Source organism: Actinomycetospora sp. ABD4_176 (genome assembly GCF_056311855.1).
Genome location: NZ_CM149974.1, coordinates 295,135 through 318,550, shown reverse-complemented (window position 1 = coordinate 318,550; position 23,416 = coordinate 295,135). Strand labels below are relative to the sequence as shown.

22 protein-coding genes are annotated in these 23,416 nt (G+C 75.3%); 9 read left to right on the top strand and 13 right to left on the bottom strand.

The window, feature by feature from the left end:
• The first annotated feature begins 6 nt into the window (after positions 1-6).
• Positions 7-1,617, top strand: a complete 1,611-nt coding sequence (locus ACYX4T_RS01495) for an IucA/IucC family protein (RefSeq protein ID WP_476012813.1) — start codon at positions 7-9, stop codon at positions 1,615-1,617.
• Positions 1,614-3,245, top strand: coding sequence for an IucA/IucC family protein (locus ACYX4T_RS01490; protein ID WP_476012812.1), 1,632 nt, complete (start codon positions 1,614-1,616; stop codon positions 3,243-3,245). Before ACYX4T_RS01495 ends, ACYX4T_RS01490 begins: the two co-directional genes overlap by 4 nt.
• A 26-nt stretch (positions 3,246-3,271) precedes the next feature.
• Here ACYX4T_RS01490 and ACYX4T_RS01485 read toward each other — a convergent pair whose 3' ends face one another.
• Together ACYX4T_RS01485 and ACYX4T_RS01480 are read right to left on the bottom strand one after the other, a co-directional pair.
• Positions 3,272-4,606, bottom strand: a complete 1,335-nt coding sequence (locus ACYX4T_RS01485) for an FAD-binding oxidoreductase (protein ID WP_476012811.1) — start codon at positions 4,604-4,606, stop codon at positions 3,272-3,274.
• Between the two features lie 39 nt (positions 4,607-4,645).
• Positions 4,646-5,059, bottom strand: a complete 414-nt coding sequence (locus ACYX4T_RS01480; protein ID WP_476012810.1) for a RidA family protein — start codon at positions 5,057-5,059, stop codon at positions 4,646-4,648.
• A gap of 122 nt (positions 5,060-5,181) precedes the next feature.
• Between ACYX4T_RS01480 and ACYX4T_RS01475 the strand changes: the two genes are divergently transcribed.
• Both ACYX4T_RS01475 and ACYX4T_RS01470 read left to right on the top strand, forming a co-directional pair.
• Entirely contained in the window at positions 5,182-6,300 is a 1,119-nt protein-coding gene (locus tag ACYX4T_RS01475) for a helix-turn-helix transcriptional regulator (RefSeq protein WP_476015161.1), read from the top strand.
• Between the two features lie 69 nt (positions 6,301-6,369).
• A complete protein-coding gene (locus ACYX4T_RS01470) occupies positions 6,370-8,280 on the top strand; it encodes an aldolase/citrate lyase family protein (RefSeq protein ID WP_476012809.1) in 1,911 nt (636 codons plus the stop codon).
• Between the two features lie 4 nt (positions 8,281-8,284).
• Here ACYX4T_RS01470 and ACYX4T_RS01465 read toward each other — a convergent pair whose 3' ends face one another.
• The 5 genes from ACYX4T_RS01465 to ACYX4T_RS01445 form a co-directional block, all read right to left on the bottom strand.
• Positions 8,285-10,189 (bottom strand): serine/threonine-protein kinase, encoded by a 1,905-nt coding sequence (locus ACYX4T_RS01465; protein WP_476012808.1) that lies wholly within the window; start codon positions 10,187-10,189, stop codon positions 8,285-8,287.
• Positions 10,190-10,276: 87 nt separating this feature from the next.
• Entirely contained in the window at positions 10,277-11,131 is an 855-nt protein-coding gene (locus tag ACYX4T_RS01460; RefSeq protein WP_476015160.1) for a siderophore-interacting protein, read from the bottom strand.
• Between the two features lie 124 nt (positions 11,132-11,255).
• Positions 11,256-12,464, bottom strand: coding sequence for an amidohydrolase family protein (locus ACYX4T_RS01455; RefSeq protein WP_476012807.1), 1,209 nt, complete (start codon positions 12,462-12,464; stop codon positions 11,256-11,258).
• Positions 12,461-12,745, bottom strand: a complete 285-nt coding sequence (locus ACYX4T_RS01450; RefSeq protein WP_476012806.1) for a hypothetical protein — start codon at positions 12,743-12,745, stop codon at positions 12,461-12,463. The genes ACYX4T_RS01455 and ACYX4T_RS01450 overlap by 4 nt, the downstream gene beginning before the upstream one ends.
• Positions 12,732-13,160: a Rieske (2Fe-2S) protein gene (locus tag ACYX4T_RS01445; protein WP_476012805.1), complete on the bottom strand. Its 429-nt coding sequence runs from the start codon at positions 13,158-13,160 to the stop codon at positions 12,732-12,734. Before ACYX4T_RS01445 ends, ACYX4T_RS01450 begins: the two co-directional genes overlap by 14 nt.
• A 58-nt stretch (positions 13,161-13,218) precedes the next feature.
• Here ACYX4T_RS01445 and ACYX4T_RS01440 point away from each other — a divergent pair, with 58 nt between their 5' ends.
• Both ACYX4T_RS01440 and ACYX4T_RS01435 read left to right on the top strand, forming a co-directional pair.
• Entirely contained in the window at positions 13,219-14,109 is an 891-nt protein-coding gene (locus tag ACYX4T_RS01440; protein ID WP_476012804.1) for a LysR substrate-binding domain-containing protein, read from the top strand.
• A 68-nt stretch (positions 14,110-14,177) separates the two neighbouring features.
• The gene (locus ACYX4T_RS01435) at positions 14,178-14,654 is read left to right on the top strand and encodes a protein-tyrosine phosphatase family protein (protein ID WP_476012803.1); all 477 of its coding nucleotides are present in this window, start codon (positions 14,178-14,180) and stop codon (positions 14,652-14,654) included.
• A 94-nt stretch (positions 14,655-14,748) separates the two neighbouring features.
• On the opposite strand, the gene ACYX4T_RS01430 is transcribed toward ACYX4T_RS01435, so the two are convergent.
• The 3 genes from ACYX4T_RS01430 to ACYX4T_RS01420 form a co-directional block, all read right to left on the bottom strand.
• The gene (locus ACYX4T_RS01430; protein ID WP_476012802.1) at positions 14,749-15,111 is read right to left on the bottom strand and encodes a hypothetical protein; all 363 of its coding nucleotides are present in this window, start codon (positions 15,109-15,111) and stop codon (positions 14,749-14,751) included.
• 155 nt (positions 15,112-15,266) lie between these two features.
• A complete protein-coding gene (locus tag ACYX4T_RS01425) occupies positions 15,267-15,878 on the bottom strand; it encodes an isochorismatase family protein (RefSeq protein WP_476012801.1) in 612 nt (203 codons plus the stop codon).
• On the bottom strand, positions 15,875-16,525 hold the full coding sequence (locus tag ACYX4T_RS01420) for a GntR family transcriptional regulator (RefSeq protein WP_476012800.1): 651 nt from the start codon (positions 16,523-16,525) through the stop codon (positions 15,875-15,877). Before ACYX4T_RS01420 ends, ACYX4T_RS01425 begins: the two co-directional genes overlap by 4 nt.
• Positions 16,526-16,629: 104 nt before the next feature.
• On the opposite strand from ACYX4T_RS01420, the gene ACYX4T_RS01415 reads away from it, so the two are divergent.
• Entirely contained in the window at positions 16,630-17,520 is an 891-nt protein-coding gene (locus ACYX4T_RS01415; RefSeq protein ID WP_476012799.1) for an isocitrate lyase/PEP mutase family protein, read from the top strand.
• Between the two features lie 113 nt (positions 17,521-17,633).
• Here the strand turns inward: ACYX4T_RS01415 and ACYX4T_RS01410 are convergent, their stop codons facing one another.
• The 3 genes from ACYX4T_RS01410 to ACYX4T_RS01400 form a co-directional block, all read right to left on the bottom strand.
• The gene (locus ACYX4T_RS01410) at positions 17,634-18,167 is read right to left on the bottom strand and encodes an HAD family hydrolase (protein ID WP_476012798.1); all 534 of its coding nucleotides are present in this window, start codon (positions 18,165-18,167) and stop codon (positions 17,634-17,636) included.
• 70 nt (positions 18,168-18,237) lie between these two features.
• Positions 18,238-19,902: a class I adenylate-forming enzyme family protein gene (locus ACYX4T_RS01405; RefSeq protein WP_476012797.1), complete on the bottom strand. Its 1,665-nt coding sequence runs from the start codon at positions 19,900-19,902 to the stop codon at positions 18,238-18,240.
• Positions 19,902-20,864 (bottom strand): cyclase family protein, encoded by a 963-nt coding sequence (locus ACYX4T_RS01400; RefSeq protein ID WP_476012796.1) that lies wholly within the window; start codon positions 20,862-20,864, stop codon positions 19,902-19,904. The genes ACYX4T_RS01405 and ACYX4T_RS01400 overlap by 1 nt, the downstream gene beginning before the upstream one ends.
• A 150-nt stretch (positions 20,865-21,014) precedes the next feature.
• Here ACYX4T_RS01400 and ACYX4T_RS01395 point away from each other — a divergent pair, with 150 nt between their 5' ends.
• On the top strand, positions 21,015-21,761 hold the full coding sequence (locus tag ACYX4T_RS01395) for a Crp/Fnr family transcriptional regulator (protein WP_476012795.1): 747 nt from the start codon (positions 21,015-21,017) through the stop codon (positions 21,759-21,761).
• Positions 21,745-23,406, top strand: a complete 1,662-nt coding sequence (locus tag ACYX4T_RS01390) for an acyl-CoA dehydrogenase family protein (RefSeq protein ID WP_476012794.1) — start codon at positions 21,745-21,747, stop codon at positions 23,404-23,406. The genes ACYX4T_RS01395 and ACYX4T_RS01390 overlap by 17 nt, the downstream gene beginning before the upstream one ends.
• The last annotated feature ends 10 nt before the right edge of the window (positions 23,407-23,416 follow it).

Genomic DNA, 23,416 nt, shown 5'->3' with positions numbered 1-23,416 from the left:
CCGCCGGTGAGCACCGACCCGCGCGTCCTCGTCCTGCGCGACCTGCTCGACGCGGCCGTCGCCGAGGACCTCGCGGGCGCCGGGCGGGTGCGCCCCGGGTCGGGGCCGGACGGCCGGCCGGGCACGTGGGTGCGCCTGCTCCTGCCCGACGGGCGCTGCCTCGCCTGGCGGGCCCGGGCGGGCGGGGTGCTGCAGACCTCGCGCTACGTCGACGGGCCGGTACTGGTCGGGGCGCCGGGCGAACCGGTGTCCGAGACGACCGACCCCGCCGCGGTCCTCGAGGTCCTCGCCCCCGACGCGCCCTGCGGGGACGTCGTGGCCCGGGACCTGGGGACGGCGGTGGCGCACGCACTGTCCCTTCCCGCCGGCTCCGGTGAGGAGCTGGCGGCCGTGCGGGGCCGCCCCTTCCACCCGACGGCGCGGGCGGTGGCCGGCTGGTCGCGCGCGGAGCTCGACCGCTGGGGCCCGGGCCGGGAGGTCGCGCTGGACTGGGTCGCCGTGCGCCGCGACCACGTGCGGCACGGCACCGCGGGCCCCGTGGCCGCCGACGGCGCACCCGAGACCCCGGACGGCTACGAGGCGCTGCCCGTGCACCCGTTCGACCGCGAGCGCGTGCTCCCCGTCGCCTTCGGGCGCGAGCTCGCCGACGGCAGGGTCGTCCCGCTGGCCCGCGGGGTCGGGTCGGGCACGGCGACGTCGTCGCTGCGCACCCTCGACCTCGGCGGCGACCGGCACCTCAAGCTCCCGCTCGGGGTGACGACGCTGGGCTCGGCGCGCCTGCTCGGGGCGCGCTCGCTCGACCACGGGCAGCGCGGCGAGCTGGTGCTGCGCCGGGTACTCGCGGCCGACCCCGCCCTCGCGGCGCGGGTGGCGGTCGCCGGCGAGTCGGCGTGGTCGGGGTTCGCCGCCCCCGACGGCAGCGACGAGTTCCACGACCGGCCCGGGCACCTCGCCGCGGCGCTGCGCCGCCTGCCCCCGTGCCCCCATGGGGCTGTGCGCCTGCCCCTCGCGGCGCTCGCGGCGCCGGCCTGGGACGGGGCGCTGTCCGGGCTCGGGGACCCGGCGGCGGTGTTCGGCGCGGTGGTCGAGGCCGTCGTCGAGGCCGGGATCGGGTTCCTGCGCCACGGCGTGCTGCCGGAGATGCACGGGCAGAACGTCCTGGTGGAGGTGCGCTCCGGCCGGGTGGAGCGACTGGTGCTGCGCGACCACGACGCCGTGCGCGTCCACCCGCGCTGGCTCTCGGTCCCCGACCCCGCCTACCGCCTCGCGCCCCGCGGGACGCAGTCGCTGCGCCTGGACACCCCCGCGGAGCTGATCGGCTTCTTCTGCACCCTCGCCGTCGAGGTCGGGCTGGGCGGAGTGGTCGAAGCCCTGGTGCGCGCCACCGGGGAGCCCGAGCCGCGGTGGTGGTCGGTGATCCGGCACGCCGTGGAGGGGGCCGTCGACCGGACGCGCAGCCCGGTGGTCCGCCAGGCGTTGCGGGCGACGCTGCTCGACGCGGAGACCTGGCCCTACCGCACGGTGCTGCGCCCGCTGCTCGAGCGCGGCCCCTCGCGGGGCACGAGCATGCCAGCGGGCACCACGCGCGTCCCGAACCCGCTGCGGGCGGTGCCGTGAGGCCCGCCGAGGTCGCCGACGCGCTGGCGGCCGCGGGCCCGGTGCGCGACCGGGTGCTCGCGCAGCTCGTCGAGTCTCTGGTGCTCGAGGACGCCGTCGAGGTCGTCGGCGACGGTGGCCCCGGGACGACCGCCGGACCGTTCGCGCTGCGGTTCCTGCGCACGCCGTCGTTCGGGCGGGTGCGGCTGACGGCCCCGGTGACGCGCGACGGGCGGCCCGTCACCCCCGCCGAGTTCCTCGCCGACGCGCCGGTCCGCGCCGACCCCGCGCGCCGGGCCCGCCTGGCCGGCGAGCTCGCCGCGACCGTGCTCGGCGACGCGCTGGCGGTGCGCGCGCGCCCGGCCGGCCCGCTCGACCCGGACGCGGGCCACGCCGTGCTCGAGGCGCTCGTCGCGGACGGGCACCGCTACCACCCGGCGTACAAGTCGCGGATCGGGTTCGGGGTCGACGACCTCCTCGCCTACACCCCCGAGTTCGCGCCGACGGTGCGCCCGGTGCTGCTCGACGCCGACCCGTCGCTGGTCGCGGTGTCGGCGTCGGCGGGGCTCGACCCGGCGTCGGTGTGGCGCGCGCCGGCGGGGCGCGTCGGGATCCCCGTGCACCCGTGGCAGTGGGACCACCACGTGGCCGCCGCCCACGCCGAGGCCCTGGCGTCGGGGGCGTTGCGGGTGCAGGGCGACGACCCGGGGACCTACCGACCGCAGGCCTCGATCCGCACGCTGGCGCGGGTAGACAGGCCCTCCGCCCCGTCGGTGAAGCTGCCGCTGGCCATCACGAACACGTCGACCTCGCGGGGCCTCGCGCCGCACACCGTCCGCAACGCCGCCCCGATCTCGGACTGGCTGGCGGGTCTGGTGGCCGGCGACCCGGTGCTGGCGGACAAGGCCCGGGTGATCGTGCTGCGCGAGGTCCTCGGCGTGACCGTCGACGCGGGGCTGGGCGCGATCTGGCGGGAGAGCCTGCACGGGTACCTGCACCCCGGCGAGCGGGCCGTGCCGTTCCCGGGGCTGGCGTCGCGCTCGGTCGAGGGCGTGCCGCTGATCGACCCGTGGGTCCGGGCGCAGGGCGCGCGGGGGTGGGTGGAGCGGCTGGTCACGGCGACGGTGCTGCCGCTGGTGCACCTGCTCGTCGTGCACGGGGTGGCGCTGGAGTCGCACGCGCAGAACATGCTGCTCGTGCACGCCGGGGGCCTGCCGACGCGGGTGGCGCTCCAGGACTTCCACGACGGGGTGCGGTTCTCGCGGTCGCTGCTGCGCGCGCCGGCGCCGGTGCTGGAGGCCCCGCCGGCCGACCACCCCAACGCCAACTCCTTCCTCGAGACCGACGACCCCGCCCAGGTCACGGGGTTCCTGCTCGACTGCCTGTGCTTCGTGAACCTGGCCGAGGTGGCGTGGGTGCTGGCGAGCGACTACGGGTTCGGCGAGGAGGAGTTCTGGGCGGTCGTCGCGCGGGCGATCCGCGACCACGCCGGCCGGGTGCCGGAGTTTGCCGCCCGGCTGGCGACCTTCGACGTCTTCGCCCCGACGCTCGAGATCGAGAAGCTCACCACCCGCCGCCTCTGGCCCGACACCGAGCTCCGGGTGCACGACCTCCCGAACCCCCTACGTGAGCACTTTCCGGGGCTATAGCCCCGGAAAGTGCTCACGTAGCCCGGTCAGCGCAGGCCCACCGTCCGGAAGAGGCCGGAGGGGTCGTACTGCTCGCGCACGGCGGTGAGGAACGCGAGCGTCTCGGCGTCCCAGAGCGCCCCGAGCCGCCCGCCCGCCGCCGGGCCCTGGAAGTTCGGCAGCCCGCCGACCGTCCACGGCCGCACCGCGTCGACGACCCCGCGCGCCGCGGCCGGCGCGACCGCCGCCACCGGCGGGAACATCGGCGCCAGCGCGTAGAGGTGGAACGCGGCGTCCCGGCCCGCGACCGCGTCGTGGCCGCGCTCGGGGCGCCGCGCGATCGCCCCGCCGAGGTGGCGCAGCTCGGCCATGATCAGGGGCGTCTCCACCCCCGGCCCGGCGACGGCCAGCAGCGCGTCGACGGCCTCGGCGGGCAGGCTGCCCAGCGCCGCCGAGTCGTCCCAGATCGGCATCGGGTCGGTGGGGTCGGCGTGGATCGCGTCGATCGCCGCGAACGGCATCTCGTCGACCATGTCCGCGATCGGCGTCGCCACCGCCCGCATGGGCGCGAGCAGCGCGGCACCCTCCGCGGCGTCGCCGAGGTGCGTGAAGCGCAGGTGGGTCACGAAGGCACCCTGCAGCGGCGGCGGCAGCGTCGGGTCCGGGGGCAGGCGCAGCAGGGCGATCGAGCTCGATGCGGCGTCGGGCAGCGTCGCCACCCACTCCCGCCAGGCGTGCAGCAGCGCCGGCGACGCCTCGCCGGGGAAGAAGATGCCGCCGCCGTACAGGCGCGCGACGGGGTGCAGCGCGATCTCCATCTCGGTGACGACGCCGAACCCGGTCTTGCCGCCGCGCAGGGCGTCGAACAGGTCGGGCTCGCGCGCGGCGTCGACGTCGCGCTCGACGCCGTCGGCGGTGACGATCCGGAGCCGGCGGACCTGGTCGGCGCCGGTGCCGAACGCCCGGGACAGCGGGCCGTGCCCGCCGCCGAGGCAGAAGCCGACGACCCCGACCTGCGACGACGACCCGCACACCGGCGCCAGACCGTGCTCGGCGGCCGCGGCGATGACCTGCTTCCACGGTGTGCCGCCGCCGACGACCGCGGTGCGGGTGGCCGGGTCGACGCGCACGTCGTCGAGGTGCCGCGTCGAGACCAGCACCGAGCCGGCGAGGTCGGAGAGCAGCTGGTGGCCGGTGGCCTGCACCGTGACGGGCCGGCCCTCGGCGCCGGCCCAGCGCACCGCGGCGACGACGTCGGCGGGGCTCCGGGCCTCGACGACCAGGTCGGGCCGTGGCGTGGTCGTGGTGACGAACGGGGCGACGGCCGCGGCGAAGGCCGGGTCGCCGGGCTCGAGGGCGGCGGGGAGCGCGGGGGCGGTCATGGTCGGGTCCTTCCGGTGGGTGCGGGGAGGGTCAGCGGTTCAGCGGGCGGCGGTGGCGTCGATCTCGACGGCCATGCCGGGCAGGGCGAGGCGCGCGACCCCGAGGAGGGTCGTCGGCGGGGTGGCGCCGAGGGCGTCGAGCCGCTCGGTGATCGCGCCGTAGGCGGCGAGGGCGGTGTCGACGTCGGTCACGTAGACGACGAGGCGGGTGACGTCGCGCAGGTCCATGCCGCCGCGGGCCAGGAGGTCCTCCACGTACGCCATGGCGAGCGCCATCTGCGCGTACACGTCGCCGGTGTGCAGGACCTGCCCGTCGGCGTCGATCGACCCCTGACCGGCCACGGTGAGTAGCTGCGCGGGTGCCGGGCGGAGCTGGGCCTGGTCGTAGCGCAGGGACGCGTTCCAGGTGGTCGGGTTGATCCGCTGCGGGGCGGTGAGCTGCGGGAGTGGCATGGGGCAGAGCCTGGACCGCCGATCACGGCCCGCCCATCCCAGGGACCTGGGGTCCGGCCACCCCAGATATCTGGGATACCTCATCCGTCGCAGCGCGCACTACAGTGGGTGACGTGACCGTGATGAGCGCCGAGCGGGTGCGCGCCCAGATCGACGGGCTCGCCGCGGCGGGCCTGGACTGGCCCACCTTCGGCGCCGCCGCGATCGAGACCCTGCGCCGGGCGCTGCCGTTCTCCGCGGCGTGCCTGGCGACGCTCGACCCCGCGACCGAGCTGGTCACCGCCACCGTCAAGTGGGGCGACGTCGACGACGAGCACGACCTGCAGTGGTCCTACTACGAGTACGAGGTCGACGACGTCTACGACTTCCGCACGGTGTCGCGCCGGCCCGGGGCGGTCGCCGCGCTGGGCGCCGAGACCGGGGGCGACCCGGTGCGCTCGCGGCGGTTCGCCGAGATGTTCTCGCCGATCTGGGACTTCTCCGACGAGCTGCGGGCGGGCCTCGCCGCCGACGGCGCGACGTGGGGCGGCATCGCGCTGTTCCACCAGGGCGGGCGCACGTTCACGCTCGCCGAGCAGGAGTTCGTGAGCTCGGTGGCGCCGGGGTTCGCCCGCGGGCTGCGCACCGGGCTCGTCGTCGGCGCCGTCGACCTCGCGGCCGCGGACCACGGTGGGGCGCCGGCGGTGCTCGTGGTCGACGCGGACGACGAGGTGGTGTCGGCCAACGTCGGCGCCGAGGCCCGCGTCGCCGACCTGGGCGGCGGGCCGCTGGGCGAGTCGCCGCTACCGCAGGTGGTGTGCGCGATCGTCGGGGCCGCGCGGCGGCGGGCGTCGGACCCCACCGCCGCGGTCCCCCGGGCCCGGCTGCGCTCGCGGTCGGGGCGCTGGCTGGTCGCGCACGCGTCGCCGCTGGTGGGGCGGGGCGGGCGCGGCACCGACGTCGTCGTCACCCTCGAGGACGCCCGGCCGCCCGAGGTGATCCCGCTGATCGTCGCGTCCTACGGCCTGACCGGGCGCGAGCGCGACGTCGTCGGCCTCGTGCTCGCGGGCGTCGACACCGCCGACGTCGCGGCGCGGCTGCACCTCTCGGCGTACACGGTGCAGGACCACCTCAAGAAGGTCTTCACGAAGGTCGGCGTGCGCAGCCGCCGCGAGCTGATCGCCCGGATCTACCACGACCACTACGTCCCGCACCTCGTCGAGGGCGGCGCCCTGGCCCCCTCGGGGTGGTTCGCGCCGTAGCTCGTGAGCACTTTCCGGGCCTATAGGCCCGGAAAGTGCTCACGTGCGCGTAGCGCACACTGGCTCCACGTGGACGGGCTCTTCGTGGCGACGCCGTCGCCCGCGCTGGTCGAGATGGTCGGCGCCGCCGGGTACGACGTGGCGATCCTCGACGCCGAGCACGCGCTCGTCTCCCCCGACACCCTGCAGGAGATGATCCGCGCCGCCGAGGTGGCCGGGATCGCGCCGTGGGTGCGGGTGCCCGAGCACGACCCGGGGTTCGTCCTGCGCGTGCTCGACGCCGGGGCGACGGGCGTGGTGATCCCGCACGTGAGGACCCGCGCCGACGTCGAGGAGGTCGTGCGCGCGGCCCGGTACGCGCCGGCAGGGATGCGGTCGCTGAACTCGGGGCGGATGGTCGGCTACGGCCGGGTGGACCTCGCGACCCACGTGGCGACGGCGAACGCGCAGGTCACGGTGGTCGCGATGATCGAGGACGCCGAGGCGCTCGACGTCATCGACGAGATCGTCGCGACCCCGGGGCTGGACATGGTGCTCGAGGGCGCCGCCGACCTGTCCCAGTCGCTCGGGGTGCCGTGGCGCACGCGGCACCCGCGCGTGCGCCGGGCCGTCGAGCAGGTCCACGCCGCCTGCGCGCGCCACGGCGTGCGGTTCTGCGCCATCCCCCGCGTGCCCGCCGACGTCCACCGCTGGCGCGCCCGCGGCGTGCGCGACCTCGTCCACGGCGAGGAGCGGTCCCTGGCGGTGCGCGCCTTCCGTTCCCAGGTGAGCGAAATTCCCGGCTACAGCCGGGAACTTCGCTCACACGAGGACGTGATCGCCGCCGCCGTCGCCGGCCCGGGCCCGGTGTGCCTCTACTCCTACGATCTGCGCGCCCTGCAGGAGCACGTCCGGGCGGTCGTCGACGCCCTGCCGCCGCGGTGCCGGATGTTCTACGCGGTCAAGGCGAACGCCGACGAGCGGGTCGTCGCCGCTCTCGACGGGATCGTCGCCGGGTTCGAGGTCGCGTCGGGCGGCGAGCTGCGCGTCGTCGGCGACGCCGCACCGGACGCCGCGGTGCTCCTGGGCGGCCCGGCGCCGACCGACGACGAGCTCGCCGCCGCGGTCGCCGCCGGTGTCACCCGCGTCCACGTCGAGAGCCTGCTCGGCCTGCACCGGCTCAGCGACGCCGCGACCGCCCACGGCACCACCGCCGACGTCCTCCTGCGCGTCAACCTCGCCGGCCCCTTCCCGGCGGCCCGGATCGCCATGGCCGGGCGCCCGACCCAGTTCGGGATCGACGAGACCGACCTCCCCGCCGCCGTCGAGGCAGCGACGAGCCTGCCCGGGATCCGCCTCGCCGGGTTCCACCTGCACTCGCTGTCCAACAACCTCGACCCCGCCACCCACCTCGCGATGCTCGGGCACTACCGCGACGTCGTGCTCGCCTGGGAGGAGCGGTTCGGGGTCCGCGCCGAGGTCGTGAACGTCGGCGGCGGCATCGGCGTCGACTACGCGGCACTCGACACCCCGTTCGACTGGCCGGCCTTCTGCCGCGGCCTCGACGAGCTCCTGACGACGTTCCCCGCCCACTGGCGTGAGATCGACTTCGAGTGCGGGCGCTTCCTCGTCGCCCGCTGCGGCGTCTACGCCGCCGAGGTGCTCGACCTCAAGCACACCCACGGTCACGCCCACGCCCTGCTGCGCGGCGGCACGCACCACTTCCGCCTGCCCGCGTCCTGGCAGCACAGCCACCCGTTCCACGTCGTGCCCGTCGACGCGTGGCCCGCGGGGCGCCCGCGCCCCGAGGTCACCGGCGAGGAGGTGACGATCTGCGGCGAGCTCTGCACCCCGAAGGACACCCTCGCCCGCGCGCCCGTCGACCGGCTCCAGGCCGGTGACGTCGTCGTGTTCGACGCCGCGGGCGCCTACGGCTGGGACATCTCCCACCACGAGTTCCTGCGCCATCCGCACCCGCAGCGCGTCTTCCTCGGGCCGTGACGGATCAGCTCGCCTGCCGCTGCCCGTCGATCTTCCAGACGCCGTCGGCGAAGACCAGCCGGAACACCGTGCGCTCGTCGACCTCGCGGCCGTCGGCGTAGCGATAGGTCACCGTGGCGTCGACCTCGTCGCCGCCCGCGGACGACACCCCCCGCACGGTGACCTGCTGCATCTGGCCCCAGAACGCCCGGTAGCTCTCGAACCCGCCCGCGGTCTGCTGCTGGAACGAGGGCGTCAGGCGCCGCCAGCCCTCGTCCAGCTGGTCGGGGATCAGGCCGTAGTAGTCGATGATCGCCTGCTGGCGGGCCTGCTCCTCGGGGCTCCCGGACGGCGCCACCGTCGAGCCGCCGCCGGCGCTGCCGCTGCCCCCACCGCCGTCGCCCGCCGCGCTGCCGGTGGCGCCGCCCGTGCCCTCGCCCTCGGGCGCCGAGCTCTCCGGCGCGGCCGTGCCGCCCGGCACCGACGCGCCCGGCCGGTCAGCGGTCGTGCTCAGCAGCGCCGCCAGCGCGATCACGGCGACGACCGCGACGACCGCCGCCGCGGCCACGAGCCACGGCCACCGACGGCCACGGGCCGGCTCCTCGGTCGTCGGCGGCTCGTCCGGCCCTCCCGGACCAGCCGGACCGTCGCCGGGCGTCCCGACCGGCGCCGTCGTGGCCGGGCGCGTGTCGGGCGGCACGGCGACGGCGCCCTCCGACGCCCCGTGCCCCCCGGGAGCCGGTGGAGCCCCCGACGCGGGAGCCGGCGGGGGTGACGACACCGCGGGGGGCGGCGCCGCGCGTGACGCCGCGGGTGGCGCTGCGGGTGGTGACGCGGTCGACGACACGGACGCCGCCGGCGCCGACGTCACGGACATCCGCACGGGCGCCGGCGCATGGTCCGGCGCATGGTCCGGCCCGCGATCCGGCGCGTGGTCCGGCCCGTGCTCCGGCGCGTGCTCCGGCGCGTGGTCCGGCCCGCGGTCCGGTGCGTGCTCCGCTGCGTGGTCCGGCGCGGGAGCCCGGGCGGGCGCCGGGGACGGCCCGGGCTTCGCCGCCGGCACCGGCCGCGCCAGCACCGGCGTCACCGGCCCCTCCTCGGTGCCGGCCTCCGTCGACACGAGACGGGCGAGGTCGTCGCGCACCTGCCGCATGTCCGGGCGCTCCGCCGGCCCGGGCCGCAGCAGCGCCTCGACGAGCGGGGTGATCGGCCCGCGCGGCGTGGGCCGGGCGTACTCCCCGGACGCCACGCGGTGCAGCACCGCCAGCGGGTTGTCGCCGGTGCCGAAGGGCGGCGCGCCCTCGAGCGCGGCGTAGAGCGTCGAGCCGAGCGAGTACACGTCGGACCGGAAGTCGGCCGCCCCGCCGCGGGCCACCTCCGGCGCGAGGTAGGCCGGGGTGCCGGCCATCATCCCGGTCGAGGTGAGGGTGACGTCGTCGACGGCGCGGGCGATCCCGAAGTCGGTGACCTTGGCCAGCCCGTCGTCGGCGAGCAGCACGTTGCCGGGCTTGACGTCGCGGTGGACGATCCCGGCCTGGTGCGCGGCCGCGAGGGCGTCGGCCACCTGGCGCCCCAGCCGCGCGACCCGCTGCGGGTCGAGCGGGCCGTCGCCGACGAGGACCTCGGCGAGGCTGCGCGACGCCAGGTACTCCATGACCAGCCACGGGCGGTCGTCGTGCTCGACGACGTCGTAGACCGCGATCGCGTGCGGGTGGTGCAGCCGGGCGATCATCCGGCCCTCGCGGAAGACCCGCCGGTGGGCGCGGTCGCGGGACTGGTCGTCGGCGCCGGCGGGCAGGGAGACCTGCTTGAGCGCGACCTCCCGCTGCAGCCGGTCGTCCTCGGCGCGCCAGACGACGCCCATCGCGCCCTGCCCGACGCGCGCGAGGACGCGGTAGCGCTCGGCGACCAGCTCACCCTCGTCGGCCACCCGCGCTCCTCGCCGTCACGACGTCGTCTCCCGTTCGGTGCGGGGAGTCTGCCCCAGACGAGCGACGATCATGTGCAGACCGGGCGGTCAGCCCGACGGGAGCCGGAAACCGCCCGTCATGAGCTCGTAGCTCATCTCGTGCACGTCCTGGGTGGTGACGAGGTCGATGCCCCGGCGCGCGGCCTCGGCGCGCGCGGCGCCGAACGTGGCGTCGGAGTCCTCGTGCGAGCGCCCGAGCGTCCAGTAGCGGATGGCGTGGCAGTGGCTGCGCGCGAGCCCGCGGTCGAGGCGCAGGTGCTCGCGGATCGCCTTGACCGCGTGCCCCTCCCCCGCGACCCACACCGCGGTCCCGGCGGTGACCGCGCGGGCGCGCACGGCGTCGACGAGCGAGCCGCCCAGCGCCCGGTGCACCCACGTGACGGGGCGGGCGAGCGGCTGCTCGTCCTCGGGGTCGGCGACCTCGACGACCGTCGCGACGGGCAGGTCCGCGGGCAGCGCCTCGTGCAGGGCGGCGATGGCGGGCAGCGCCGTGTCGTCGCCGGCGAGCAGGACCGCACGGGCGTCGGCGGGCGCGGTCCAGCCGCCGCCCGGGCCGACGACGCCGGCGGGGTCGCCGGGGTGCGCCGCGGTGGCCCACCGCCCGGCGGCGGAGTCGCCGTGCAGGGCGATGTCGATCGTCATCGTGCCGCGGGCGCGGTCGAGCGCGCGCACGGTCATGCTGCGCGCGTAGGGCCGCGAGCAGTCCGCGGGCCACGTCAGCCCCGACGGGCCGGGGCTCGGGAGCGCGACCGGCGCCCCGGGCTCGGCGAAGAGCAGGCGGACGTGCGCGGCGGGCGGCACGGGCTCGAGGGCGCGCAGGGCGGGACCACCCAGCGTCACCCGCTGCATGCGCGGGGTGAGGCGTTCGGTCGCCACCACCTCGAGCAGCGGCAGCACCGCCATCCTCGCCACGGCCCCTCCTTCACCCGAACGCGAGGAAGGCTAGCCTCACCATCCTGGATCGAGCCACCCCGCGACCCGGTCGGGGCGCCGGGCGCGGTCCCGGACGCGACGGGCGGAGGTCAGGTCACAGCCCGAACACCTTGCGCGCGGTCTCGCCGAGGATGTTCCGCTTGGCGTGGTCGTCGAGGAACGGCAGCGACGCGATGCGCCCGGGGACGTCGAAATCCCAATGCGGCCAGTCCGACGAGTACATCAGCGTGTTCGGGGCGTCGATGGCCCGCAGCGTCGCCTCGAGCAGCGCGTCGTCGGTCCACTCCATGGGCTGCGAGGTGTAGTACATCTCGCGCATGTAGTGCGACGGCGGCTTCGTCAGCAGCGGGGCGTCGGACTGGCGCATGTAGTACTCGTGGTCGAGCCGCTGCATCATGAACGGCACCCACGCCAGCCCGCTCTCGATCCAGATCGTGCGCAGGTTCGGGAAGCGCTCGGGGATCCCGTTGATGACCCAGTTGGTCATGTGGGTCATGTTGCAGGTCACGAAGCTCATGGCGTGCGCCGACAGGAAGCGGTTCATCGTCGACGTCATCGAGTCGCCCTGGTTCGGGCCGGCGTGGAAGCCGATCGGCAGGCCCCGCTCCTCGAGCATCCGGTAGAGCGGCATGTACGCGTTGCGGTGCACGCCCGCGTGGCGCTGGCTGGTGACGAGGAAGCCGATGACGCCGGGGTGGTCGGCGAACTCCTCGACGGTCGCCAGGCACGCGTCGGGGTCTTCGAACGGCAGGCCGAGCATCGTCTTGACCCGCGGCTCGCGCGGCAGGATCTGGCTGGTGAACCAGCGGTTGTAGGCCTGGAGGAGCGCGCTCGCGACCTGCGGCTGCGGGTGCAGGCCGGTCTCGAGCATCGGCTGCGGGAAGACGACCTGCAGGTCGATGCTCATCGCGTCCATGGCCCGGCGCACGAGCGTCACGTCCCGCTCCGCGCCGGACGCCGCGCCCGGTGTCTCCTCGGCGAGCGACGCCTGGTGCGGGATGCGCCCGGAGACGTCCTGCATCGTCAGCCCGGGCGGGTGGTTGTGCAGAGCGAGGTGGGAGGCCTGCGGCCAGTTGCGCATCATCTGGTGCGCGGTGTCCTTGAGCACCGGCGAGTCCAGGTACTCGAGGATCTCCGGCCACGAGTCGAGCTCCACGTGGTGGGAGTCGACGTCGACGATGAAGTAGTCGTCGAGCCCGTAGCGCTCGGTGTCGCGGGCGGCGTTGGCGAGGATCTCGCGGCTGTCGGTGTGGGTGGTGATCTCCTGCGTCGGCAGGCGACGCACACCGTCGTCGATGGTCATGAGCTGCTCCTCGAGAACCAGAGGGCGAGGTCGAACGGGTTGAGGTCGTGCGCCTTGAGCGCCGCGGTCGCGAGCACGACCGCCTCCGTGGGCGTGATGTCGGTGCCCGTCGGCGGGTGCGCGTCCTCCTCGGCGGCGACGGCGTAGAGGCGGCCGGCGACGGCGAACAGGCGGCGGGCGACGTCGGGGTCCAGGGCCGCGATGGCCCCGTCGCCGAGGCCGGCGTCGACCTCGGTGGTCAGCTCCTCCACCAAGGAGGCGATGCGCTCAGACCGTGACACGGATCCGCCCGCCCTCCTCGGCGACCGTCACCGGGCGCAGCGCGTAGTCCGGCCGCCCGGGGTGGCGGCCGGTCGTCACGTCGTACTCGAAGCCGTGCCAGGGGCAGACGACGTGCATGACGGAGTCGTCGAAGACGAGGCCGAGGCTGCGCTGCCCGTCGTCGAGGCGCTCGCGCACCCGCGAGACGATGCGGCCCTGGCAGGCCGGGCCGCCCTGGTGGGCGCAGGTGTTCTCGTAGGCGTAGAGGCGGTCGCGGAAGCGGAAGACGCCGACGGTGACGGCGTCGGCGCCGTGCCCGAGGGTGACGACGAGCCGCCCGCGCTCGGCGACCTCGTCGCTCGCGCCGACGTCGTAGGTCCGCGCCGCCGGCGCCGTCCCGCCGGCGCCCGTCGACCCGTCCAGCGTGGTGGTCATGCGATCCACCGTGCGCCGCGCCACAACCGTTGTAAAGTTCAGGTATGTGGGCTGATACGTGAGCAATCCTGAGTATTCGCTGCGGCAGCTCGCCTACTTCGTCGCGGTCGCCGAGGCGGGGACGCTGGCCGGGGCGTCGGCGACGCTGCACGTCTCGGCGTCGGCGCTCTCACTCGCCCTCGACCAGCTCGAACGCGCCCTCGACGCCCAGCTCACCGTGCGCCGCCGCGCGCACGGCATCCGCCTCACGCCCGCGGGTCAGGAGACGCTGCGCCGGGCCCGGCGGCTGCTGCGCGAGGCCGGGGAGCTCGCCGACGCCGCGGCCGGCGACCCGGGCGAGGTCGCCGGCACCGTGCGGGTCGGCTGCTACACCACCCTCGCCCCCGGCCTGCTCCCCGCGGCGATCGGGCGCTTCACCGCGCGGCACCCGCGGGCACGCGTCGAGTTCGTCGAGGGCTCGCAGGACCTGCTCCAGCGGGGCCTGCTCTCCGGCGAGCTCGACGTCGCCGTCGTCTACGACCACCGCCTCGACCCGGCCCTCGAGCTCACCGGGGTCTCGGCGAACACGCCGCACCTCGTCCTGCCCCGCGGCCACGCGCTGCTGCAGGGGACGCGGCCGGTCGCGCTCGCGGACCTCGCCGGCGAGCCGATGGTCCTGCTGGACCTGCCGCCCAGCTCGGAGCACGCCCTCGGCGTCTGCCTCGCCGCCGGGCTGACACCCCGCGTCCGCTACCGCACGGCGAACGCCGAGACCGCCCGGGCGCTCGTGGCGCAGGGGCTGGGTTTCACGGTGCTCGCCCAGGCCGACCCGGGTGCCGGACGACGCGACGCGGTGGTCGCCGTGTCGATCGCGGAGGAGCCCGCCCCGCTGCCGATCGTGCTGGCCTGGTCGGGGCAGGTGGCCCCGACCGCGACGGCACGGGCCTTCGCGGCGGCGGTCGCCCCGTGAGCCGTGCACGACGCGGTCGCGATGGCCAGGATGGGACGGACAGGACGCACGACAGGCGGAGGCCACCGGTGGCTGAACTGCAGGACGACGAGTACGTCGCGGCACACCTGCGCGACGACCTCACCGAGGAGCCGCCGCCCTGGCCGCCCCACGAGATCGTGCCGGGGCTGTGGCAGTCCGGGAGCCCCGAGCCGGGCGAGCACTGGGACGCGGTGTTCGACCTGCACGGCAGCGCGCCGCCGCTCGAGGACGTCGAGTTCTACGTGCACTGGATCATCGAGGACGGCCCGGCGCCGGACTTCGCGACGCTGCGCGGGCTCGCCGACCTCGTCGACGACATGCGCAACGGGGGCAAGCGCGTGCTCATCCACTGCGCGGCGGGGATCAACCGCTCGGGGCTGCTCTCGGCGGCCGCGTTGATCCGCGGCGGTCACGACCCCGACGAGGCGATCGACCTGGTGCGCCGGGCGCGCACGGGCGCGCTCAACAACCCGAACTTCGTCGACCTGCTCCACGACCCCCGCTGGCACCGCCGGCCGGAGTGACCCCCGAGGGGGCGGACAGCTCGTCGCACGGGGCGCGTCGACGACGCCGTCCCCGCCGCGGAGAGGGGTCGTCCGGGCGTCGACCGACGCCGGCTCAGACCGTGTCGGCGAAGGTGCGGTGCGGCAGGTCGATGCCGTCGGTGTAGTGCTCGGCGGCGGCCCGCAGCCACATCGCCCGGCGCTCCTCGGCGTCCGGCTCGGGGAACCGCTCGCACATGCGCGCCCGGCCCGACGTCGCCTCCCCGCACGGCCCCCACACCTCGGCGTACTCGTACTGCCGCGACTCGGTCAGCGCGCGGGCCAGCACGACCGCGTCGTCGTGGTTCTCGCTCCACCCGAGGCTGTGCCAGCCCTCCTCGTCGGGCTGACGGCCCGGCGGGTCGGCCCACGCGCGGACCTCCCAGTCGAGCTCGGCGTGCTCGTGGCGGCGGCGGTCGGACAGCGGACGTTCACTCATGGCGATCGCGCTCCTCGCTCGGTCCCGGCGACGGAGGCGGCCCGGCCGCGAGGGGTGTGGCCGGGTCGTCAGCACCCGGTGTACACCCGCCGTTCACGCAGGTCGAGCCGACGAAACGGTCCTTCCGGGCGCCCTGCCACGTATCTCCGCGATCGTCAGGGAGACGCAAGACACCGGGTCGCCTCGGCGAGGTCCACGACGTCGGCGTACTTGGCGTCGAGGTCGGCGAGGTTCTGGTCGTGCAGCGCGGTGTTCCGGTCGGCGCACGCGTCGGCGACGACGATGGGCCGGAAGCCGTGCGCGAGCGCGTCGGTGGCGGTGGCGCGCACGCAGCCCGAGGTCGACACCCCGGCGACGACGACGGTGTCGACGCCGCGGGCGCGCAGCGTCCCCGCCAGCGAGGTGCCCGCGAACGACGACGCGTGCTGCTTGACGACGAGCGCCTCGCCGTCGGCCGGCGCCAGCGCGAGCTCGCCCCACCCGCCCGGCGCGCCCTCGGCGAAGCAGGCGAGCGAGGGCACCTTGGCGGCGAAGAAGCCGGCGTCGGCCATGTCCGGGGCGAACCGCACGACCGTCCAGAGCACGGGGAGCCGCGCGCCGCGGGCGGTGGCCACGAGGTCGGCGCAGGCCTCGACGACGGCCGGCGCGTCGAGGAAGAAGGGGCCGCCGGGCTCGGTGTAGGCGCGCACGAGGTCGACGACGACCACGGCGGGCCGGCTCCCCCAGCCCACGCGGCCGGCGAACGGGGCGCCGTGCGGGTTGCTCACCGCGCACCCACCATCACCGCGCGGGCGTTGCCCAGGTGGCAGCGCATCACCGCGCCCGCCCAGTCCCCGTCGCCGGCCCGCAGCGCGGCGACGATCTCGAGGTGGTGGGCGAGGCTGCGGGCGAGCGAGTCGGCGTCGTAGGCGCGGAAGGTCCGGGTGACGACGGGCGTGTGCACGACGTTCCCGAGCGCCGCGGCCAGCGCCGGCGCGTGGGCGAGGTCGAGCAGGCGCGCGTGGAAGTCGCGGTTGAGGTCGACGAGCGCGTCGAGGTCCTGGTCGGCCCCCGGGGCGCCGAGCTCCTGCATGCGGCGGGCGAGCGCCTCGAGGGCGTCGAGGTCGGCGGCCGTGGCGTGGGCGGCGGCGCGGGCGGTGGCACGGGGCTCGAGGGCGAGGCGGACGTCGAAGATGCCGTCGAGGTCGGCCCGGGAGAACCGGGTGACCCGCGCGCCGCGGTGGGCCTCGAGCTCGACCAGTCCCTCGGCGGCCAGCCGAGTGAGCGCCTCGCGGACCGGGGTGCGGGAGAGCCCCAGCCGCTCGGCGGTCTCGACCTCGCCGACGTGAGCCCCCGCCGCGAGGTCACCCTCGAGGATGGCGGTGCGCAGGTCGGCGAGCGCGCGCTCGGAGGCGCGTGCGGTGGTGCTGGTCATCGCCCTCCCGTCCCGTGATTGTGTGCAACTTAGGGTGCGTCGCCGCGCGCGACAAGGCACGATCGGCCACGGCCGTCCCCCGTTGTGCACAAGGAGCCCGCGTCGTGGGAGATCTGCTCAGCCGCCCCGGCAACCGCCGCGCCCGCCTGCGCGAGCTGCTCGACTCCGGGCGGCCCGTCCTCGCCCCCGGCGCCTTCGACGCCCACTCGGCGCGCCTCGTGGAGCAGGCGGGGTTCGACGTCGCCTACATGACCGGCTTCGGCACCACGGCCTCGCTGCTCGGGCGCCCGGACGTCGGCCTGCTCGGCCAGGCCGAGATGGTCGACAACGCGCGCCGGATGGCCGCGACGATCGACGTCCCGCTCATCGCCGACGCCGACACCGGCTACGGCAACCCGATCAACGTCATCCGCACCGTGCGCGAGTACGAGCAGGCGGGCGTCGCCGGGCTCCACATCGAGGACCAGGTGATGCCCAAGCGCTGCGGGCACCTCGCGGGCAAGGTCGTCGTCCCGTGCGAGGACATGGAGGCGAAGATCCGGGCGGCGGTCGAGGCCCGGTCCGACCCCGACATGGTCGTCATCGCGCGCACCGACGTCGCCGCCGTCGAGGGTCTCGACGCCGCGATCGACCGGGCGCGCCGCTTCCACGACGCCGGTGCCGACGTCCTCTTCGTCGAGGCGCCGACCTCCGAGGAGGCGATCGAGACGGTCGCGAAGGAGCTCGCCGGCCACCGCCTGCTGTTCAACTGGGCCGAGGGCGGCCGCACCCCGTCGCTGACCTACGACCGCCTCGCCGAGCTCGGCTTCTCGCTCGTCCTGTTCCCGGTGTCGACGCTGCTCGCCGCCGACACCGCCATGCGCTCGGTGCTCGCGCGTCTGCGCGCCGACGGCACCCCGGCCGCGGTGCTCGACGAGATCGGCGGCCTCGACGCCTTCGCCGCGCGCGAGGGTCTGGACGAGATCCGCGAGCTGGAGCAGCGCTTCACGACGTGAGCCGGGGCGCCGGCGCCGTCGTCGCGAGCACCCCGGCGAGGGGCACGTTCCACAGGCCGCGAGGCCTCTCGATCATGCCGAACGTGCCCCTCGCGGACCCGCGAGCGCCGGGCTCACTCCCCCGCGTCCACTCCCCCGTCGCGGCGCCAGCGGTCGCCCTCGAGGTGGTCGAGGTCCAGGTCGGCCGCGGCCTGCAGCGCCTCGGGCGAGCGGGCCACCAGCAGCGACATCCACAGCGGGTAGCGCTCCTGCTGGCGCAGCGAGACCTCGTGCTGCCCGGCGATGAGCAGCCCCGGGCGCGGGAGCCGGCACCAGCAGCGGGCGTGGTCGGGCATCGGCGCGTCGGGGTGGTGCGGGCAGTGCACGACGTGGTCGAGGAGGTTCGCGACGCGCTCGCGCACGGTCCACAGCGTGCGCACCGCGGTCTGCTCGTCGGTCTCCCCCAGCGCGACCCCGCCCTGCTGGCTGAACCCGATGACCCGCCCGCCGGCGCCCTTCCACAGCCGCAGCCGCTCGACGGCGTCCGGGAAGACCTCGATGTCGAACGGGCCGCGGTAGGGGCGGCCGAGGTCCTCGGGCGTCTTGCGCAGCACGCCCTCGACCTCGACGAAGAGCATCGGCACCGCGGGCCACGACGGTGGGGTCATGGCCCGGCGATCGTAGTGGTTCGCGGCACCGTGAGCGCTCGCCCGGCGCGGACGAGCACCCACGAGGGCGTCACGACCGCAGGGCGCGACGCAGCAGCTTCCCCGTCACGGTCTTCGGGATCTCGTCCATCAGCTCCACCTGGCGCGGGTACTTGTACGCCGACATCCGCTCCTTGCAGAACGCGATGAGCTCGTCGGGCTCGACGCTGTGGCCCGGGCGCACCGAGACGAACGCCTTGACCGTCTCGCCGCGATACTCGTCGGGCACGCCGACGACCGCCGCCTCACGGACCGCGGGGTGCTCGTAGAGCACGTCCTCGACCTCGCGCGGCCAGACCTTGTAGCCGCCGGCGTTGATCTGGTCCTTCTTGCGGTCGACGACGTAGAACCAGCCCTCGGCGTCCATGTAGCCCACGTCGCCGGTCCTGAGCTCCACCGACCCGTCGGGGGCGCGCAGCGCGTTCTGCGTCTCCTCGGGCTTGTTCCAGTACCCGGGCACCACCTGCGGCCCGCGCGTGACGATCTCGCCGACCTCGCCGACGTCGGCATCGGTGCCGTCGTCGCGGACGATCCGCACCACCGTCGAGAACACCGGCACGCCGACCGACAGGGCGCCCGACGCCGAGTCCACCGGGGCGTCGGCCTCGCGCGGCACGCCGTGCGAGGGCGAGCTGGTCTCGGTGAGCCCGTAGAAGTTGTGGATGTAGAGCCCGAACTGGTCGGAGAACGCCGTGATCGTCGACGGCGGGATCGGCGCGCCGCCGGAGTACAGCCGGGTCATCGACGCGAGGTCCTCGCGCTTGGCGCCCTCGGCGTTCATCAGCGCGATGAACACGGTGATCGAGCCGATCGAGAACGTCGGGCGGTGCTCGCGGATCGCGTCGAGCACCACGCCCGGCTCGAAGCGGTAGGCGAGCACCAGCGGGATCGGGATCAGCAGGGCGATCGCCATGTGCCCGATGACGCCGGTGATGTGGAACAGGGGCGCGACGCCGAGCACCGAGTCCTCGGGGCCGAGCTGGATCCAGTCGCGATAGGTGCGCGCGTTGAACACGACGTTGCGGTGGGTGTTCATCGCGCCCTTGGGCGGGCCGGTGGTGCCCGAGGTGTAGCCGAGGAACGCGACGTCGTCGAGGCCCAGGTCGACCGGCTCGGGCTTGCGATCCCCGATCGCCGCGAGCACCTCGGTGAGGTCCTCGGTGCCCTCGTGCCGCGTGCGCTCCATGCCCGTGAAGAGCCGCTCGTCGTGGCGGGTCTGGTACTCCAGCGGCGAGGTCGTCCAGGCGATGCGCAGCGACGGGATCGTCGGGACGACCTCCGCCGCGACCTGGCCGAACAGGTCCTCCTCGGCGAGCAGCGCGGTCGCCTCGCAGTCCGCGAGCAACGTGGTCAGCTCGCGGGTCCGGCTCATCGGGTTGATCGAGACGACGATGCCGCCGGCCTTCCACGTGCCGATGACGGCGATGAGCACCTGCGGGATGTTCTGCAGGTACGTCGCGAGCCGGTGCCCCTTCTCGAAGCCGCGGTCGGCGAGCGCGACGGCGAACCGGTCGGAGAGGCGGTCGAGCTCGCGCAGCGTGAGCGTGCCGTCGAAGTAGCGGACGATCTCGGTGTCCGGCGAGCGCTCCAGCGCCGCCGAGAACATCGCCAGCGCACTCGGGTACTCGGGCTCGACGTCGTGCGGGTAGTCGTCGCGGTAGCGCGGCAGCCAGGGCCGTTCGTCGTACGTCCCCATCAGCGGATCACCACGGGGTTGACGGGCGAGCCGGTCGCCTCGTGGATCTTCAGGGGCGCCGCGGTGTAGAGGAAGTCCCACCGGCCGTCGGCGGCGCAGGCGTCGGCCAGGTCGTCGAGCCAGATGATCTCGGCGAGGCTGACGCCGAGGTTGCGCAGCAGCGAGGCGTGCAGCGGCAGCAGCACCCCGGTCTCCGGGTGCGCGGTGACCTCGTTGGCGATGGTGTCGGTGACGAGGTTCGGGATCTCCTTGTCCTGGAACCACTGCACGAGCTCGCGCGAGTAGGTCAGGCCCGGCTCGACGAAGCCCTCGTAGAACTCCTCGGCGGGCGTCGCGTAGAAGTACTTCAGGAAGCCGGTGCGCACGAGCAGGATGTCCCGGTTCTCGATGGTCACGCCCTGCGTCGACGCGGCGGACTGCAGGTCCTCGTGCGTGAACGTCTCGCCCTTGTCGAGCCAGTCCTTGCCGCGGTGGCGCGCCATGTCGACGAGCACGCCGCGTCCGGCGACGCCCCGCTCGGCGATGGGCAGGATCGACGCCCAGCTCATGCCGCCGCCGGTGGTGGTGTCGGCGTGGCGCCCGTTCCAGAGCGTGTCGTCGTACCAGGCGTGGCCCAGCGCGTCGTACTGCGAGGAGCCCTGCAGGAAGATCTCGGCCTTGTCGTCGGTCGCGCGGATGCCGCCGGGGAAGCTCGGGCCCTCGCCGGACTCGAAGACGTCGTGGTCCCACACCATCTCGCGCTTGATGCCCTCGCGACCGGGGAAGACCGGGTCGCCGTGGGGGTGGCCCATCGGGCACTGCAGCGTGAAGACCTGGCCGCTCTTGACGCTGGCCACGCCGCGCAGCACCTGGTTCGCGTCGAGGTAGTTCAGGGAGCCGACCTCGTCGTCGTCGCCCCACTTGCCCCAGTTCTGCGGGGGGTCGTCGCCCAGCAGTTCCCGCATCGACGGGACGTCGGCCATGAGCTCCTCCTCGAGATCACGTGGAGATCACCGTGGAGATCACCGTGACCCGGCCCACGGTGCACCGTCGCTCCGCGGGCGACAAGGGGTCGCCGCGGCGGTGCGTTCCGTGACGAGGACGGGGGTCGTTCGGGACGCTACGGTTCGGCCATGCGGCCGACGGTCGAGGACCTCGCGGAGATCGAGTGGTTCCGCCGTCTGCCCGCCGACCTCCTCGTTCAGGCCGCCCGCGCCACCGCCGTGGTGACGCTCGCCCGCGACGCCGAGCTCTACCGCTCGGGCGGCGTCGCCGACGCGTTCTTCGTGCTCCTGCGCGGCCGGGTCGGGGCGTGGCGCGGCGACCCGACGGGGCCCGAGTCGATGCTCTACTTCGTCGCCGACCGCCGCCACGAGAGCCTGTGCCTCGAGAACGTCGTCGCCGACATCCCCTACTTCGCCACGATGCGCGCGCTGCTCGACGACACCCGCGTCCTGCGCGTGCCGGCGACGCTGCTGCCCACGATGCTCGCCGCCGACCGCGAGCTCGGGATCGCGATCGCGCGCCACATCGCCGAGCGGCTGCAGGCCTTCACCGAGCAGATGACCGACCTCGGCTCGCTGCCCGTCGTGCGCCGCGTGGCGAAGTTCCTGCTGGCCAGCCGGCAGCACGGGTCCGACCTCGTCGTCGTCACCCTGCGCCAGGCCGAGGTGGCGAGCCGGCTCGGGGCGGCCCGGCAGTCGGTCAACCAGGCGCTCGCGACGCTGGTGGCGCGCGGGATCATCGAGCCGGTGGGGCGCGGGGTCTACCGGATCCACGACCGGCCGGGTCTCGTGGCGCTCGCCCGCGGCGGGCCCGCGCCGGGGCCTGGATCACGGGCGCGCGGCGTGGTCGGATCACGGGGTGCCCGCGACGCATGAGGTCACCAACCAGGTCCCCGATCTCGTCGGCCACGACGTGGCCGCCGACCCGCCGCTGCTCGAGGCGCTCGAGCGCGAGGGGGCCGGGTGGTACCGCGACGAGCTGCACGCCGTCGGCCGCCTGGCCGGCTCCGCGACCGCGCAGGAGTGGGCCGACGCCGCGCACCGCAACGAGCCCCGGCTGCGCACCCACGACCGCGTCGGGCACCGCATCGACGAGGTCGACTACGACCCCGGCTACCAGGAGCTGACCCGCGTCGCCGTCGAGCACGGCTTCGCCGGCGCCGCGTGGGCCGACGACCGGCCCGGCGCCCACGTCGCCCGCGCGGCCGGCTACGTGACGTGGAGCCAGGTCGAGGCGGGCCACGGCTGCCCGATCACCATGACCTACGCCGTCCTGCCCGCCCTGCGCGCCGCGCCCGAGCTGCTCGCGCAGTACGGCCCGGGCCTGACCAGCCGGGTGCACGACCCCGGGCTGCGGGTGCCGACGACCAAGCGCGGCCTGCTCGCCGGCATGGGCATGACCGAGAAGCAGGGCGGCTCCGACGTCCGCGCGAACACCACGGTCGCCCGGCCCGACGGCTCCGGGGACACCGTCTACCGCCTGACCGGGCACAAGTGGTTCACCAGCGCCCCGATGTGCGACCTGTTCCTGGTGCTCGCGCAGGCCGGCGGGGCGAGCGGAGCGACGGGTCAGGGCGGCGGAGCCGGGCTGACCTGCTTCCTCGTGCCGCGCGTGCTGCCCGACGGCACGCGCAACACCTTCCGCATCCAGCGGCTCAAGGACAAGCTCGGCAACCGGTCGAACGCCTCCTCCGAGCCGGAGTTCGACGACACCGTCGCCTGGCGGGTCGGTGACGAGGGCCGGGGCGTGCGGACGATCATCGAGATGGTCGCGTGCACGCGTCTCGACACCGCGCTGGGCTCGACGGCCGGGATGCGGGCGGCGGTGTCGCGGGCCGCGCACCACGCGCGGTACCGCTCGGCGTTCGGGCGGACGCTGATCGAGCAGCCGCTGATGCGCGAGGTGCTCGCCGACCTCGCCTGCGAGTCCGAGGGTGCGGTGGCGCTGGCGATGCGGCTGGCGGGCGCGCAGGACCGGGCGGCGGGCGACCAGCACGAGGCGGCGTTCCGGCGGATCGGCGTGACGCTGGGCAAGTACTGGATCTGCAAGCGCCAGACCGCCGTCGTCGGCGAGGCGCTCGAATGTCTCGGCGGCAACGGCTACGTCGAGGAGTCCGGCATGCCGCGACTGTTCCGCGAGGCGCCGCTGAACTCGATCTGGGAGGGCTCGGGCAACGTCAACGCCCTCGACCTGCTGCGCCTTCTGGCCCGCGAGCCCGCGACGCTGGAGGCCTATCGCGCCGAGGTGCTCGGCGTCGACGACCGCGTCGACGCCGGGTTCAAGGACGTCGAGGCCGAGCTCGCCGCCCCCGAGGAGCGCGGTGCGCGGCGTCTCGCCGAGCGGATGGCGGTGCTGCTCACCGGGGCGCTGCTGGTCCGCAACGCCCCCTCGGCGGTGGCCGACGCCTACGTCGGCTCGCGGGTGGCCGGCGACCACGGGCACGCGTTCGGCACCCTGCCCCGCGGCACCGACGTCGACGCGCTGCTGGCGCGGCTGCCCGAGACGGAGGCGAGCGCCTGATGGACCACCT

Excerpts from the sequence above, each read along its gene's own strand:
- ACYX4T_RS01480 (WP_476012810.1), bottom strand. The coding sequence starts at position 5,059 with ATGCCACTCCCGCAGCTCACCGCCCCGCAGCGGATCAACCCGACCACC.
- ACYX4T_RS01445 (WP_476012805.1), bottom strand. The coding sequence starts at position 13,160 with ATGACCACCACGCTGGACGGGTCGACGGGCGCCGGCGGGACGGCGCCG.
- ACYX4T_RS01410 (WP_476012798.1), bottom strand. The coding sequence starts at position 18,167 with ATGACCCCACCGTCGTGGCCCGCGGTGCCGATGCTCTTCGTCGAGGTC.
- ACYX4T_RS01475 (WP_476015161.1), top strand. The coding sequence starts at position 5,182 with ATGAGCGCCGAGCGGGTGCGCGCCCAGATCGACGGGCTCGCCGCGGCG.
- ACYX4T_RS01400 (WP_476012796.1), bottom strand. The coding sequence starts at position 20,864 with ATGGCCGACGTCCCGTCGATGCGGGAACTGCTGGGCGACGACCCCCCG.
- ACYX4T_RS01405 (WP_476012797.1), bottom strand. The coding sequence starts at position 19,902 with ATGGGGACGTACGACGAACGGCCCTGGCTGCCGCGCTACCGCGACGAC.
- ACYX4T_RS01460 (WP_476015160.1), bottom strand. The coding sequence starts at position 11,131 with ATGGCGGTGCTGCCGCTGCTCGAGGTGGTGGCGACCGAACGCCTCACC.
- ACYX4T_RS01430 (WP_476012802.1), bottom strand. The coding sequence starts at position 15,111 with ATGAGTGAACGTCCGCTGTCCGACCGCCGCCGCCACGAGCACGCCGAG.
- ACYX4T_RS01455 (WP_476012807.1), bottom strand. The coding sequence starts at position 12,464 with ATGACCATCGACGACGGTGTGCGTCGCCTGCCGACGCAGGAGATCACC.
- ACYX4T_RS01485 (WP_476012811.1), bottom strand. The coding sequence starts at position 4,606 with ATGACCGCCCCCGCGCTCCCCGCCGCCCTCGAGCCCGGCGACCCGGCC.
- ACYX4T_RS01420 (WP_476012800.1), bottom strand. The coding sequence starts at position 16,525 with ATGACCAGCACCACCGCACGCGCCTCCGAGCGCGCGCTCGCCGACCTG.
- ACYX4T_RS01395 (WP_476012795.1), top strand. The coding sequence starts at position 21,015 with ATGCGGCCGACGGTCGAGGACCTCGCGGAGATCGAGTGGTTCCGCCGT.